This is a genomic window from Lelliottia jeotgali (assembly GCF_977070485.1).
Map to the genome: position 1 here is coordinate 263,631 of NZ_CDRVFO010000007.1, position 14,111 is coordinate 277,741.

Here is a 14,111-nt window from a genome sequence, read left to right on the forward strand (position 1 = left end):
CTGGATAACGATCATGACCACTTCCCACTACATTGCCGGCCGCTGGGTCGAAGGCCAGGGCAGCGACTGCATCAGCGTCAATGACCCTGCATTGGGCCAACCTTTCGCCGAACTGATGGCCGCCAGCGTTGCCCAGGTCGACCTGGCCGTTGCGGCGGCGCGCGAAGCCCTGCCCACCTGGAAGCAGGTCAGCGCCAACGAGCGTGCGGCCTACCTGCGCGGTTTTGCCGAGCAGCTCGGGCAACGCCGTGAAGCATTGATCAACCTGCAAATGCGCAACAACGGCAAGCCTCGCCATGAGGCCGAAATCGACTTGGACGATGCCATAGCCACCTTCGCTTATTACGCCGACCTGGCCGAGCAACTGCCGGAAAGGAATCGCGAAGTGGCGCTGGCCGCACCGGGCTTCACCGCCCGCACCCGGCTGGAGCCGGTGGGTGTGGTTGGCCTGATCGTGCCGTGGAACTTCCCGCTGGTGACCAGCGCATGGAAGCTGGCACCGGCCTTGGCTGCAGGCTGCACCGTGGTGCTCAAGCCTTCGGAAGTCACCCCGCTGATCGAGCAGGCCTACGGCCAGATCGCAGATACCCTGGGCCTGCCTGCCGGCGTGCTGAACATTGTCAACGGCAAGGCCGAGACTGGCGCCGCACTAAGCAGCCACAGCGGCCTGGACAAGCTGTCGTTCACCGGCAGCAACAGCGTCGGCAGCCAGGTGATGCGCAGCGCATCGGCACAGTGCCGACCCGTGACCCTGGAGTTGGGCGGCAAATCGGCAATCGTGGTGTTCGATGATTGCGATGTGGACCAGGCGGTAGAGTGGATCGTCGCCGGCATCACCTGGAACGCTGGGCAAATGTGCTCGGCCACCTCGCGCTTGCTGGTACACGATGGCATTGCCGATGCGCTGCTGCCACGCCTGCAGCAGGCACTGGAAACGCTGCGCGTCGGTAACCCACTGACGGAAGAAGTGGACATGGGCCCGCTGACCAGCCAGGCGCAATGGTTGAAGGTCGCCAGCTACTTTGCCACAGCCCGTGAAGAAGGCCTGCAGTGCCTGGCCGGTGGCAAAGCACTGGACCGCGACGGCTGGTTTGTCAGCCCGACGCTGTATGCCGACGTCCCGGTGGACAGCCGCCTGTGGAATGAAGAAATCTTCGGGCCGGTGCTGTGTGCGCGTCGATTCTCGACCGAAGTACAGGCAATTACCGAGGCCAACGACAGCCGTTTCGGCCTTGTCGCCACCGTTTGCTCAGCGGACCTGGAGCGCGCCGAGCGGGTGGCCGATGCGCTGGAAGTCGGGCATGTGTGGATCAACTCGGTGCAAGCGGTGTTCGTCGAGACGTCTTGGGGCGGCACCAAGGGTAGCGGCATCGGGCGGGAGCTCGGGCCTTGGGGGTTGTCGGGCTACCTGTCGGTCAAGCATGTGACGCGGTGCCTGGGCTGATTGCCCTAGAGGCCGCCAGGCGGCCCAAGCGCCGGCAAGCCGACACCCACTCTGGGGCCTGACGTAGCACCTGAGGGGCCGGCTTGCGCGCTGGGGTGTTACGCCGGCTCGTCAGCCGGGCGCGCGCCCTCCTGCACCAGCACCATGCTCTGCGGTGAAGACAGGGGAATGCCCTCATCCCGCAAACGCCCCAGGATGGTGAACAGCAGGTCGCTGCGCGCCCCCGACACCTGCCGCGGCCCCGCCACATAGCCGCTGACACTGATCACCATGCCGCTGGTAGTCAGGTCCTTGAAGGTTACCGACGCAGCCGGCGCATCCAGGATCGCCTCATGCTCGTGAAAGGCAGTCAGCAGCAGGTCGCGAACCTGGTTGGCATCGGTCTCCAGCGGCAAGGTCAGGGTGATGCCCACCACACCCAAGGCATTGCCCATGGTCACGTTGCGCACGTTCTGCGAGATGAACTGCGAGTTGGGCACGATCACCGTAGAGCGGTCGGACATCTGGATCTCGGTGGCGCGCACGTTGATCCGGCGAATGTCACCCTCGACGCCGGCCAGGCTCACCCAATCGCCCACCTTGACCGGGCGCTCGGTGAGCAAAATCAGACCTGAGATAAAGTTCTGCACGATCTGCTGCAAGCCGAAGCCGATACCCACCGACAGCGCGCTGACTACCCAGGTCAGGCTGGTGAGGTTGATGCGCAGGGTCGACATCACAAGCATGGCCAGGAACAGGAAGCCCAGGTAACCGACCAGGGTTACCAGCGAGGCACGCATGCCGGCGTCCATGTCGGTTTCCGGCAGCAGGCGCTCGCTCAGCCAGCGCTTGAGTACACGGATACCGAGCATGCCGCCTAACAGCATCGCCACGGCCAGCAGGATGTCCTGCGGCACGATGTTCAGGTTGCCGAGCAATTTGCCACCGGTGCCGTCCCAGTCGCCCAGGCTCATCAGCAACTCGCCGGGGCTGGTGCCCGACGGCATCAACGCCAGCATCACTGCCAGGAACAGCAGGACCGTGCGGCTGACACCGGTCAGGATGGTGCTGGCCTGGGCCTGGTGGCGTGGTGCCAGGCCCAGCGACGACGCCAGTGCCAGGCCGCCGGGTTGACGCGGCGACAGCAGGGTTTCGCACAGATCAGCCAGGAAGGTGGTCAAAAGGTAGGCGCAGGTGGCGACCATGCTGATCCACAGCAGCTTGGCCGTGAGGAAGTAGGCCAGGGTGAGGTAGCCGGCCAGCAGCGTCAGCACGATAAGCCCGACCCAGACCACGATCACGAACGGGATCAGCCCTGCCAGGCCGGTCGGGCGCGCCAGCTCATGTTTGCGCAAGGTCCGGCGGTAACGTATGAGCGCCGCGGAGAAGATGGCGGCTACCACCAGCGCGGTCAGGCCGTTGGTGGCGACAGTCAGCGCCAGGCTGGTGCCGATCACACTGTTGATGCGCTCGAAGGTCAGCATCACCATCAGTGCCAGGGCCAGCAACTTGGGGAACCAACCCAGAGCACTGGCCACTTCGTCGGGGATCGGCGGCAAACGCCAGGAAGGCCGTTGCAGCATCAACATGGCCCGGCCAAGGCCGGTGATGAAGGCACTGAACACCACGAGCATGAGGAAGTGGTTGGTCAGGCTGGCTATGTCCGAGCCCAGCATGGCACTGCTTTGAAGGCCCCAACGCAGCAGCGAAACGGCGCCGGCGATAGTGCCCAAGGTGGCCAGACTCACGCTCAAGGCCAGTGCGCTTCGGCGTAGGCGGCCTTCGGGCAGCCAGCGGATCATGGCTGCAGCGAGCAGGCGCTCAAGAACCAGGCGGACCAGTGTCCAGACCAGGATCGCAGCCACCAGGCTAGTGATGAAGAACCCGCGGTGTTCAGCGCTGAAGGCGCTGGCGACGGCATCGGCGGCCTCGCCGCGCAGATCACGCAGGCGCATCACATCGTCCTCGGTAGGACGGATCAGCGACTGCCAAAAGGCCGGGCTCAGCGGACTGGCCGCCCGGCTGGTAACTTGCGAGTTGAACTGGCTACGGCGCAGGTTGACGATTTGCGTGGACAGGTCGCGCGCCGACTGGGTCAGCTTGGTGGCCTGATCCTGCTCGGCGAGCACCGACTTTTTCTGCGCCTCCAGCTCCTTGCGTTGCAAGGCCAGGGTTGGGGCTTCATCTTTCTGTACCGGGCCGATGACCTTGAGCTTGTCGTCGAGCTTCTGCGCGTCGGCTGCGCGCAAGGTACTCAGCGCATCGGCCTGTCGCTGGACCTGCACGGTAGCCATGCGCAGTTGCGAGAGCAGATCGTCATTGGCGTTGCTGGTTACGCCCTGACGAATCTGGTCGAGCCTATCGCTCAACTGCTCGATGCTTGCGTTTTCATCCAGCACCGGCAGCTCGCTGGCAACCAGGTTGGCAACCGGCACGGAAGCCGACCAGGCCGGCGACGCAAGCGCCAGCATCAGGGCCATTACCACCAGGTAAAATCGGGCAAGGCTGACACGCCTCATCGAACATTCCTCTTCACAATTCGATTTGGCGGTGGATTCTACGCGGCTTGGGGCGTTCAGGAGAGTGCCGTTTCTCGGTCCAGCAGTTGCCGCTTGCGTTCCACCCCCCAGCGGTAGCCGCTGATGTCGCCGTCAAGGCGCACCACCCGGTGACAAGGAATCGCCACGGCGATACGGTTGGCCGCGCAAGCCATGGCCACTGCGCGCACGGCTTTGGGCGCGCCAATGCGCTCGGCGATCTCGGTATAGCTTACCCGGCCGCCCACCGGAACCTCACACAGTGCTTGCCAGACCCGCTCCTGAAACGCGGTGCCCTGCACATCCAGAGGCAAGTCCAGGCCCAGGGCAGGCGCCTCGACGAAGCCCACCACCTGCGCCACCAGTCGTTCGTACTCGGCATTGCCGCCGATCAGGCGAGCTTTGGGGAATTGATCCTGCAATTGCTCGAGCAGCGCTTCAGGAGCATCACCCAACAGGATCGCGCAGATGCCTTTTTCGCTCTGTGCCACCAGGATCGCCCCCAGTGAACACTGCCCCACAGCGAAATGAATGGCCGTACCCGCGCCACCGGCGCGGTACTGACGCGGGCGCATGCCCAAGCGTTGATCGGCGCTTTCGTAGAAACGGCTATTGGAATTGTACCCGGCATCAAAGATGGCATCGGTCACCGATGTTTTCCCCTCACCCAGCCGCTCGCGCAGGCGCCGAGCGCGGAAGGCTGCGGCATAGGCCTTTGGCGTAAGCCCGGTTTCGGCCTTGAACAGGCGGTGCAGGTGGTACGGGCTGACACCCAGTTGTGTACCGAGCTGGCCGAGGCTGGGCGGGTTGTCGGGGGTTTCGAGCAGGCGGCAGGCGCGGGCTACCAGTTCGCAGCGGCGAATGCTCGACGGCTTGGCCTGGCAGCGCCGGCAGGGGCGATAGCCTGCGGCCTGCGCGGCGGCGGCATCGGTGAAAAATTCGACGTTCTCGCGTTTGGCCATGCGCGATTTGCAGCCGGGTTGGCAATAAATGCCGGTGGTGCCCACGGCGTAGACGAAATGGCCTGCTGCTGCCGCGTCGCGAGTATAGACGGCTTGCCAGCGTTGGTCGTCAGTGGTGTAGGGGGTCATTGCGGTATGCCTCAACCAAGCTGATTCGTCTCAGGCCCGCCACAGATACCAGGCTGCCACCGTGCGGTGCGGACGCCACCCGGCGCCCAGCGATCGCATCTGCGCCGGCGTCGGTGCCTTGCCCAGCCCCTTGAGGCGACGATACCCCTCCCGTACCGCAAAATCGTCCACCGGCAAAACATCCGAGCGCTCCAGGCTGTAGATCAGCAGCATCTCGACAGTCCAGCGGCCCACGCCGCGCAAGGCAACCAGGCGCTCGATCAAGGCCTCGTCGCTCATGCCCAATGCCTCTTCCCGGCACGGCACCGCCCCGTCCAGCGCGGCCTGGGCAATACCGTGGATTGTCGCCAGCTTGCTCGCGGAAAACCCACAGGTACGCATCGTTTCCGGCGCCACCTCAAGCAACTGCCTCGGCGCGGGAAACCCATCGTCAGGAAACAGCGCCAGCAATCGCCCCAGTATCGCTTCGGCCGCACGGGCATGCAGCTGCTGGTAGGCAATCGCCCGTACCAGCGCCTCATACGGCTCACGCCCCGGTGTCGCCTGGTGCAGGCACGGCCCGGTCGCAGTAATGTGCCGCGCCCAGTCAGGGTCCAGCGCGGCCAGGGAATCGGTGGCTTCGCGGTAGGCTTCAGGCGAGAGGTCGGCCAGGATCATCCGTAGCTCCAGTGGGTTCTAGGCAGGACCAGCTTAGCCCAGTCACTCATCGGGGAAACGCCGAATCTTGCGCAGCTAATTCCTGGCAACCATTGCCCCGTGCCATCATCCACGCATAGAATTGAGAACTATTCACAGTAACGTGTGCTTCATGGGATCAGCCGCTACGATGCAGCTCAACGACACGCTCAAACCGGCCGAAGTCGCCCTGCTCTATCAGTCCCATCACGCTTGGCTACGTGGCTGGCTGCGCAGCCGGGTCGGCTGCCAGGAACACGCCGCAGACCTTGCGCAGGACACCTTCGTGCGCCTGCTGCGCGCGCGCCAGGTTTCGCCGATCAAAGAACCGCGGGCTTACCTGAGCAGCATCGCACGCGGCCTGATGATCGACCAGTTCCGCCGTCGCGCCCTGGAGCGCGCCTACCAGGAAAGCCTCGCCCATGTACCCGCAGGCGAAGTACCCAGCGAAGAGCATCGCCTGGTGATTCTGGATGCCCTCGAGCGCCTTGACCGCGCCCTGCACCAGCTCAGGCCCCGCGCCCGTCAGGCCTTTTTGCTGGCCCAGCTCGATGGCCTGAGCATCGCGCAGATCGCCCTTCGCCTTGGCGTTTCGCGTGCCACCGTCGAACGCGACCTGGCCAAGGCTCTGGGCGTCTGCTACCGGTTGCGCTATGCCGAGCTCTGATCAAGTACCTGCGCAGGCCCAGGTCGACCAGGCCATCGAATGGCTGGTGAAGCTGCGCTTCGACAACCCCAACCCGGCTACCGAACAGCAGTTCCAGCAATGGTTGGCCCACCACCCGCACAACGCCCAGGCCTGGCAGCGGGTGAGCACCCTCAGCGACGAGCTGGCGGGGCTCCCCAGCGACCTTAGCCGGCGCACCCTCGATGGCCGCCAGCGTCAGCGCATCAACCGCCGTGACCACCTCAAGCTGCTGGCGGTGCTGGCGATCGGCGGCAGCGCCGGTTGGGCCGCGCGCGAGCCGCTCGGCCTGCCCGCGCTGATGGCCGACAACAGCACCGGCACAGGCGAGCGTCGCCGGTTGCAGGGTAGTGATGGCAGCCAGATCCAGCTCAACACGGCCAGCGCCATCGACCTGCACTACAGCGCCGAGCTGCGCGAACTGACCCTGCTGCGCGGCGAAGTCAGCCTGGCCAGCAACCCTGGCGACAACCGCCCGTTCCTCATCACCACCCGGGTCGGCGCCCTGGCTACCCGTGACGGCCAACTGCTGCTGCGCGAAAATGATCAGGGCCTGTTGCTGGCCGTGCGCCGCGGCAAAGTCACCTTGTTCCCCACCTCCCCTTCACCACGCGTGGTGCAGGCGGGCGAGGTGTTGCAAGTATCGCCGCACGGGGCTCACGCGCTTGCCTCGTTGCATGCCGACCCATGGGGCTGGACCGACGGTGTGCTCAGCGTGCAACAGATGCCACTGGGCGAGTTCTGCGCCGAACTGGCCCGCTACCGCCCGGGGCTGCTGCGCTGCGCTGGCGATGTGGCCGCGCTGAAGGTATCCGGCACTTACCAGCTGAACGATACCGAACAGATTCTCCAACTGCTTACCCGCAGCCTACCGGTACGTGTCGATTACCGCACACGCTATTGGGTCAGCGTCGGGGCTGCCTGATCTTTTTTTGAAAAAGAATGAGGTGGAATCTCATTCTCGTCCGGCCTGAAGGAACAAAACCCGAAAAGTGGTCTACGAAACCTTCAGGAGCGGTCCATGATCCACCCGTGTTCCCCCCGCAACGACAGGCTGCGCCATGCCGTGCGCGCCGCCGTGTTCGGCCTCGGCCTAGGCAGCGCCTTGGCATTGCCCGCACAGGTCGCGGCTGCACCCGCCAGCCAGCACCGGCAAATCGACTGGAGCATCCCCGCAGGCCCTCTGGCCCCTGCACTGGACCAGTTGGCGCGGCAAGGCGGCCTGAGCCTGTCGTTCGATGCGAACAGCCTGCAGGGCAAGACCACCCTGGGCGTGCAGGGCCGCCATGAGCCGGCCCAAGCATTGACCCTCGTGCTGATGGGCAGCGATGTGCAAGCGCAACAGGAAGGCGATAACAGCTTTCTACTGATACCAGCACTGGACGCCGGTGGCGCACTGCAACTGGGTGCCACCAGTATTTCCAGCGATCGCCTGGGCGAAACCACCGAGCACAGTGGCTCTTACACGACAGGTGCGGTCACCATCGGCAAGACCGCGCAAAGCATTCGCCACACCCCGCAGTCGGTGACCGTGGTCACCCGCCAGCGCATCGACGACCAGAACATCACCAACCTGACCAACTTGCTGGAGCAGACGCCTGGTGTGGTGGTGAACCTCACCGACAGCGAACGCGTGCAGTACTACTCGCGCGGCTATGCGATCGATGCCATCCAGTACGATGGCGCCACCGTGGTGCAGGGCAGCGGCGGAGGCTCATTCATCCAGAGCGATTCGGCCATCATCGACCGCGCCGAGATCTTGCGCGGGGCCACTGGGATGATCCGCGGCGCGGGTAACCCGTCAGGCACCGTCAACCTGGTGCGCAAACGCCCGACGCACGAATTCCAGGGCGAAGGCAGTGTCACCCTCGGCTCCTGGGATACCCAGCGTTATGTCGCCGATATCTCCGGCCCGCTGACAGAAACCGGCAACGTGCGAGGCCGGGTGATCGCGGTACACGATGACAAAGACCATTTCCAGGACTCGCGCCAAGAGCGCAAAGAGGTGTTCTACGGTGTGCTGGCCTTCGATCTGAATGACAGCACCACCCTGACCACAGGCCTTGAGTGGACCAAGCTCGATGCCACCGGCGCCTGGGGCAACCTGCCCGCCGACTATGATGGGTCGCCCCTGCCGTTTGGCCGCAGCACTTACCTGGGTGCTGACTGGAACCGCTGGGACCGCAGCAACCTGCAGACCTTTGCCGAGCTCGAACACCGTTTCGACAACGACTGGTCGCTCAAGCTGATGGCCCAGCGCACGCACTTCGAGCTGGATGACCACGGTTTCAAGCAGACCTACTTCACCCGCGCCAGCGGCGCTGCCAACCCAAGCAACAACCCCTATCTGATGAACTATCAGGTTACCGAGGGCGACGGCGGCGAGAGCCTGCAGAACAACCTGAGCGCCACCCTCAACGGGCCGTTCGAGCTGCTCGGTCGCACCCATGACCTGATGCTTGGTGTCGAGCGCATTCGCAACGATTCCTACGCCTCGGCCACCAACTTCGTCTCCTCAGGGGTCTTCGACATCCGCGAGTGGGACCCAAAGACCAGCCTGGCCGAACCGGACATCAACATCACCGCCCATCCGGTGCGCACGCGCACCACCCAGGAAGCGGCCTACGCCACCTGGCGCATTTCCCTGGCAGAACCGCTCACGGCAATCATCGGGGCGCGCGCCAACTGGTATGACTACGAGCAGGAAAACAACGTCAAGTCGAACGGCAAGTTCAGCGTCGACAACAAGATCGTGCCGTATGCAGCGCTGATCTACGACCTCAACGATAACTTCAGCACCTACGCCAGCTACACCGAAATCTTCAACCCGCAGACCGCCACCGACGTCAGCGGCTCGGTGCTGGAGCCCACCACAGGCGAAGCTTACGAGACCGGAATCAAAGGCGAGTTCTACGAGGGGCGGCTGAACACCTCGCTGGCGTTCTTCCGCATCTACCAGGTCGGCAACGCCCTGGATGACCTGAGCGGCCCCAACCCCTGCCCGCCCAACTACACCTCGGGCTATTGCAAGGTGGCTGCAGGCAAGAACCGCAGTCAAGGCTTCGAGCTGGAGATTTCCGGCGAAGTATTGCCAGGCTGGAACGTGACCGGTGGCTACACCTACAACACCACCAAGCAACTCAAGGACACCATCAGCAACACCGGTAACGCCATCCGCACCACCGACCCCAAGCGCATGCTGCGCCTGTTCACCAGCTATCGCCTGCCGGGCGAGCTGCAAGCGTGGACCGTTGGCGGCGGCGTGCAGGCGCAGAGCGACATCTACAACCGCAGCGGCAGCGCCGAGGCCTCGCAGGCCGGGTATGCGGTGTATAACGCGATGGTCAACTACCGGTTCAACGAGCATTACTCGTTGCAGCTCAATGCCAACAATATCTTCGACAAGAAGTACTACCGCCAGGTGGCGCCGACGCCGACCGGGTATTACTGGGGTGACCCGCGCAATGTGTCAGTGACCTTGCGCGGCAGCTTCTGACTCAGGCTGCCAGCACCGGCCCCACAGGCCCCACTACACTCAAGGGCTCAGGTGCACCTGTAGGAGCCGGTTTGCCGGCGATACGGCCAGCACTGGCAACAACCATCCTCAGTCCGCCACTGCCCGCAGCTTACCGGCCCGCCGGTACGACTGCCGGGCAAAGCACACGAACAGCCCCGCCATGATCGCCAGTGCCATCGGTAGCCCATGCGGCGCCACATCCATCGCCGCGCCGCTGACCAGCGGCCCGACCAGGCTGCCGACGCCCCACAAAAGGCCAACGCTGGCATTGGCGGTGACCAGGTCCTGGCCCTTGAAACGCTGCCCGATCAGCACCAACGCCAAGGTGTAGATACCCCCTGCCACGGCGCCAAGCACCACCAGCAGCGGCCATAGCAGCCAGGTCATCTGCAGCAGCCAAGGCAAGGCGATACCGATCGCCATCGCCACCAGTCCGCACACCAGGTGCAGGCCGGTGCGCTCGACCCGGTCGGCCAGCCAGCCCAGCGGCAACTGGAAAACCATGTCACCGGCGAACACCACCGTCACCATCAGCGCCGCCACGCCTACGGCAAAACCATGGCTGGTGGCATACACCGGCAGCAACGACAGCACGACCGCATCGAAGAAGGAGAAGAACAGCACAGCCACGCACAATGCCGGGGCTACGCGGAAGAAGCCCGCCAGGCCGAAGCTTTTCTCGCCCTCTTCACCATGCTCCACATGATCGTTGGGCACGGTCAGCACAATGCACAGCAGCGCCAGGCCATAGCAGAAGGTCACCACACCGGTGATCCAGGGGCTGTTGGCGCCAATCACTGCGAGCATCGCCGGGCCGAGCACCTGGAAGCCGGTGAAGCTGGTGGCGTAAAGCGCCATGATCTTGCCGCGGTTGTGATCCGGGCACAGTTCGTTGACCCATGACTCGCCCAGGATGATCGCGATGCCCATGCCGACACCCAGGCCCAGGCGTAGCAGGGCCAGCATCCAGACCGAATCGAATGCCGACTCCAGCAAGGCGATGCTCACGGTGCACAGGCTGAAGCACAGCAGGTAGATGGTGCGCCGGGTCAGGTACCGGCAACAGGCGTCTACCATGAACGCCGAAAGCATCATCCCCGCAGCGGGGATGGCCGAGATGATGCCGATCTGCAAGGTGCCGGCACCGGCCTCATGCAAACGCAACGACACCAGCGGCAGGCTGGCCCCCAGGCTGAAGCCAACCACAGACACGGCGAACAGAAGGCCCGCCAGCAAACGCATGTTCATGTATCACTCCCAGCAAACTGAAAAGACGCGCAAATACAGGCGCCCAGGCGCACGCCGGGACGGCGGACGACGCAGGGGCGCAGGTCAGTTCAGGGCGAGGTGTGGCGAGAAGGTAAAGGCAAACAGCACACTGCGGCGACGCTTGAGCACCGTATCGCTCGGCCACGCGCGACGCATGGCCTGGAGGGCAGGCTGGCGGGCGTGTGGGAGGGACAGGGTACGGCGCATTGCTTTGGCTACTACGCAGGTTGGGGAAAAGAGGCGGCACTCTAGGCCAAGCCAGGTTGAGCCGTCAATTGCCGGCGCCCACAGCGAACATCAGCACTGCCCCGATAGTGGGAGCAACTGTCTTGCCCAATTTCCAAAAGTTAACACAATTACCTGTGGGAGCCGGCTTGCCGGCGATTGGGCTGCAAAGCAGCCCCTACGCTGTCAGCGCTTACCGGTATTGGGCAGAAACACGGCCAACAGACCGAACAACGGCAAGAACGAACACACGCCATACACGTACTCGATACCGCGCAAATCCGCAACGTACCCCAGCAGCGCCGCACCAATCCCGCCGAAGCCGAACATCAGCCCGAAGAAGACCCCGGCAATCATGCCCACACTGCCCGGTACCAGCTCCTGGGCGTACACCACGATCGCCGAGAACGCCGACGCCAGGATGAACCCGATGACCACGCTCAGCACGGTGGTCCAGAACAGATCGGCGTACGGCAGCGCCAAGGTGAACGGCGCCACACCGAGGATCGAGAACCAGATGACCGCCTTGCGCCCGATACGGTCACCGATCGGCCCACCAAAGAAGGTGCCAGCCGCGACCGCGCCAAGGAACAGGAACAGGTGCAACTGCGAGCTGGCCACCGACAGGTCGAACTTCTCGATCAGATAGAAGGTGAAGTAGCTGGTGAAGCTGGCCATGTAGAAGTACTTGGAGAACACCAACAGGCCCAGGACGACCAACGCCGCGATCACGCGCTTGCGGGAGATGCCATGGCTGGCCTGGGCCACCTTGCGCGCCTTGGCCTGGTTGAGATGCTCGGTGTACCAGCGGCGCAGCATCAGGGTCACGGCAAAGAACAGCAGGCCAGCCACGCCGAACCACGCCACATGGGTCTGGCCGAACGGGATGACGATAGCAGCCGCCAGCAGCGGGCCAAAAGCCGAGCCTGCGTTGCCACCGACCTGAAAGGTCGACTGCGCCAGGCCGAAACGCCCCCCTGAGGCCAGCCGCGCAATCCGCGAGGTTTCCGGGTGAAAGGTCGACGAGCCGATACCCACCAGCGCTGAAGCCAGCAAGATCATCGGGAAGCTGCCGACGAAGGCCAGCATGACGATACCCACCAATGTGCACAGCGTGCCGAGCGGCAACAGGTTCGGTGTCGGCCGGCGGTCGGTGAAGAAGCCGACCCAGGGCTGCAGCAGCGACGCCGTTATCTGGAAGGTCAGCGTGATCAGGCCGATCTGGGTGAAGCTCAGGTCGTAATTGGCCTTGAGCATCGGGTAGATCGCCGGCAGCACCGACTGGATGAGGTCATTGATCAGGTGCGCCAGCGCGCAGAAGGCGATGATGCGCATCACCAGTGGGTTGGCTTGGCTTGCCGAACCGGTGCTGGCGGTGGAGGTGCTGCTGATGGCCATGAGCTTGATTTCCGTCCGCAGGTTTGGGATCCGATTATCAGGAAACAAATGGATACATAGCTACCTTTTTATCCTCTACAACCGCGCACTTGCAAATGGTTCTCAATATAATTAGCATCCTCGCACCTGATTCCCGCAATCGTTGGGCGAAAAATGCCCTTTAGCGAGCACATTCCAGCATGAGCCCGATGCCCGCCACGCAGATCCAGGCCGACGCCCAACAGGAAGCACTGGCGTGGTTCGCCCGCCTACGCCAACCTGACTGCGATGACCATGAACGCCAGGCATTCGCCCGCTGGTGCCAGGCCCCGCTCAATGCCCATGCCTACGCCGAGCTCGAAGCCTGCTGGCAGCAATTGCAAGCGCCACCGGCACGGCCTCGACCGCGCCAGGTCACCGTGCGACGCAGCTACCTCGGCAAAGGGCTGGCATTGCTGTTCCTACTGGCGCTGGCCGTGCTGACGTACCTGTACTGGCCACTGATGCAGCGCCTGGGCAGCGAACTGCACACTGGCGCTGGGGAGCGGCGCAGCGTGCGCCTGGCCGACGGCTCAACCCTGCACCTGGACAGCGCGAGTGCACTGAATGCCGACCTGCGCGGGCGCACCCGTCTGCTGCAGGTTGTGCAGGGCCAGGTCGAGCTGCACGTGATGCTCGACGGCCGCGCCCTTGAACTGCAGGTGGACGATGCGCGTATCCAGGTGTTCGGCACTCGCCTGATGGTGGCGCGCCATGCCGGGCATGACGAACTGGTGGTGCTCAATGGCAAGGCCATGATCACCCAAGGTAACGACCAGCGCATGGTGTCGGCGGGTGAGCGGGTGACCTTCACCGATGCCCGGATCAACCCCGTGCAGAAGGTCGATGTCAAAAATGCGAACGCCTGGCGCAGCGGCCACCTGCGCGCCCTCGACGTGCCATTGGGTCAAGTCATCGAGCGCCTGGCCAGCTACCAGGGCCGCCGCGTATGGATGATGGACGAACAGGCAGCCAACCGGCGTGTAAGCGGCGACTTCAACCTCGACCGCTCCGGCGCAACCCTCGACGCACTGGCTGCCGAGCAGCGCTTGCAGGTGTACGGTATTCTCGGGCAATGGTTGATCGTGCGCTGAAAACAGCGTTGGTCGGCTAAGTTTTTGAAAGCGTGCAAATTTTTTTTGAAATGAGTGTTGACACAGGGGCATCACAAGGGAATAATGCGCGCCATCGGCTACATAGCTCAGTTGGTTAGAGCATAGCATTCATAATGCTGGGGTCCGGGGTTCAAGTCCCTGTGTAGCCACCAAACTTG

The 14,111-nt window shown here is 63.8% G+C and carries 11 protein-coding genes and 1 tRNA gene; 6 read left to right on the forward strand and 6 right to left on the reverse strand.

Annotation, left to right across the window (positions count from 1 at the left end; all coding sequences use genetic code 11):
• Positions 1 to 13: 13 nt before the first annotated feature.
• Positions 14 to 1,444 (forward strand): aldehyde dehydrogenase family protein, encoded by a 1,431-nt coding sequence (locus tag ACW4TB_RS13290; RefSeq protein WP_279932759.1) that lies wholly within the window; start codon positions 14 to 16, stop codon positions 1,442 to 1,444.
• A 98-nt stretch (positions 1,445 to 1,542) separates the two neighbouring features.
• Here ACW4TB_RS13290 and ACW4TB_RS13295 read toward each other — a convergent pair whose 3' ends face one another.
• Genes ACW4TB_RS13295 through ACW4TB_RS13305 form a run of 3 tightly spaced genes read right to left on the reverse strand, consistent with a single transcriptional unit; the run spans position 1,543 to position 5,708 of the window.
• Positions 1,543 to 3,942 (reverse strand): DUF3772 domain-containing protein, encoded by a 2,400-nt coding sequence (locus tag ACW4TB_RS13295; protein WP_012316279.1) that lies wholly within the window; start codon positions 3,940 to 3,942, stop codon positions 1,543 to 1,545.
• A 56-nt stretch (positions 3,943 to 3,998) separates the two neighbouring features.
• A complete protein-coding gene (gene ada / locus ACW4TB_RS13300; RefSeq protein ID WP_012316280.1) occupies positions 3,999 to 5,051 on the reverse strand; it encodes a bifunctional DNA-binding transcriptional regulator/O6-methylguanine-DNA methyltransferase Ada in 1,053 nt (350 codons plus the stop codon).
• A gap of 30 nt (positions 5,052 to 5,081) precedes the next feature.
• A complete protein-coding gene (locus tag ACW4TB_RS13305; RefSeq protein WP_279932756.1) occupies positions 5,082 to 5,708 on the reverse strand; it encodes a DNA-3-methyladenine glycosylase family protein in 627 nt (208 codons plus the stop codon).
• A 151-nt stretch (positions 5,709 to 5,859) separates the two neighbouring features.
• On the opposite strand from ACW4TB_RS13305, the gene ACW4TB_RS13310 reads away from it, so the two are divergent.
• The 3 genes from ACW4TB_RS13310 (at position 5,860) to ACW4TB_RS13320 (ending at position 9,907) form a co-directional block, all read left to right on the forward strand.
• Entirely contained in the window at positions 5,860 to 6,393 is a 534-nt protein-coding gene (locus ACW4TB_RS13310; protein WP_455842992.1) for a sigma-70 family RNA polymerase sigma factor, read from the forward strand.
• On the forward strand, positions 6,380 to 7,336 hold the full coding sequence (locus tag ACW4TB_RS13315; RefSeq protein WP_279932754.1) for a FecR domain-containing protein: 957 nt from the start codon (positions 6,380 to 6,382) through the stop codon (positions 7,334 to 7,336). Before ACW4TB_RS13310 ends, ACW4TB_RS13315 begins: the two co-directional genes overlap by 14 nt.
• A 96-nt stretch (positions 7,337 to 7,432) precedes the next feature.
• On the forward strand, positions 7,433 to 9,907 hold the full coding sequence (locus tag ACW4TB_RS13320) for a TonB-dependent siderophore receptor (protein ID WP_254466541.1): 2,475 nt from the start codon (positions 7,433 to 7,435) through the stop codon (positions 9,905 to 9,907).
• A gap of 108 nt (positions 9,908 to 10,015) precedes the next feature.
• Here the strand turns inward: ACW4TB_RS13320 and ACW4TB_RS13325 are convergent, their stop codons facing one another.
• The 3 genes from ACW4TB_RS13325 to ACW4TB_RS13335 form a co-directional block, all read right to left on the reverse strand.
• Positions 10,016 to 11,176, reverse strand: a complete 1,161-nt coding sequence (locus ACW4TB_RS13325; protein WP_279932751.1) for an MFS transporter — start codon at positions 11,174 to 11,176, stop codon at positions 10,016 to 10,018.
• Between the two features lie 84 nt (positions 11,177 to 11,260).
• Positions 11,261 to 11,404 (reverse strand): hypothetical protein, encoded by a 144-nt coding sequence (locus tag ACW4TB_RS13330; RefSeq protein ID WP_254466545.1) that lies wholly within the window; start codon positions 11,402 to 11,404, stop codon positions 11,261 to 11,263.
• Positions 11,405 to 11,608: 204 nt separating this feature from the next.
• A complete protein-coding gene (locus ACW4TB_RS13335) occupies positions 11,609 to 12,820 on the reverse strand; it encodes an MFS transporter (protein ID WP_279932748.1) in 1,212 nt (403 codons plus the stop codon).
• A 179-nt stretch (positions 12,821 to 12,999) separates the two neighbouring features.
• Here ACW4TB_RS13335 and ACW4TB_RS13340 point away from each other — a divergent pair, with 179 nt between their 5' ends.
• Both ACW4TB_RS13340 and ACW4TB_RS13345 read left to right on the forward strand, forming a co-directional pair.
• Positions 13,000 to 13,932, forward strand: coding sequence for a FecR family protein (locus tag ACW4TB_RS13340; protein WP_254466549.1), 933 nt, complete (start codon positions 13,000 to 13,002; stop codon positions 13,930 to 13,932).
• Positions 13,933 to 14,028: 96 nt separating this feature from the next.
• A tRNA-Met gene (locus ACW4TB_RS13345) sits at positions 14,029 to 14,105 on the forward strand.
• Positions 14,106 to 14,111: the final 6 nt, after the last annotated feature.

Bases quoted from the DNA above. Each gene is read 5' to 3' on its own strand.
- ACW4TB_RS13290 (WP_279932759.1), top strand. From the start codon at position 14: ATGACCACTTCCCACTACATTGCCGGCCGCTGGGTCGAAGGCCAGGGC.
- ACW4TB_RS13295 (WP_012316279.1), bottom strand. From the start codon at position 3,942: ATGAGGCGTGTCAGCCTTGCCCGATTTTACCTGGTGGTAATGGCCCTG.
- ada (WP_012316280.1), bottom strand. From the start codon at position 5,051: ATGACCCCCTACACCACTGACGACCAACGCTGGCAAGCCGTCTATACT.
- ACW4TB_RS13305 (WP_279932756.1), bottom strand. From the start codon at position 5,708: ATGATCCTGGCCGACCTCTCGCCTGAAGCCTACCGCGAAGCCACCGAT.
- ACW4TB_RS13310 (WP_455842992.1), top strand. From the start codon at position 5,860: ATGGGATCAGCCGCTACGATGCAGCTCAACGACACGCTCAAACCGGCC.
- ACW4TB_RS13315 (WP_279932754.1), top strand. From the start codon at position 6,380: ATGCCGAGCTCTGATCAAGTACCTGCGCAGGCCCAGGTCGACCAGGCC.
- ACW4TB_RS13320 (WP_254466541.1), top strand. From the start codon at position 7,433: ATGATCCACCCGTGTTCCCCCCGCAACGACAGGCTGCGCCATGCCGTG.
- ACW4TB_RS13325 (WP_279932751.1), bottom strand. From the start codon at position 11,176: ATGAACATGCGTTTGCTGGCGGGCCTTCTGTTCGCCGTGTCTGTGGTT.
- ACW4TB_RS13330 (WP_254466545.1), bottom strand. From the start codon at position 11,404: ATGCGCCGTACCCTGTCCCTCCCACACGCCCGCCAGCCTGCCCTCCAG.
- ACW4TB_RS13335 (WP_279932748.1), bottom strand. From the start codon at position 12,820: ATGGCCATCAGCAGCACCTCCACCGCCAGCACCGGTTCGGCAAGCCAA.
- ACW4TB_RS13340 (WP_254466549.1), top strand. From the start codon at position 13,000: ATGAGCCCGATGCCCGCCACGCAGATCCAGGCCGACGCCCAACAGGAA.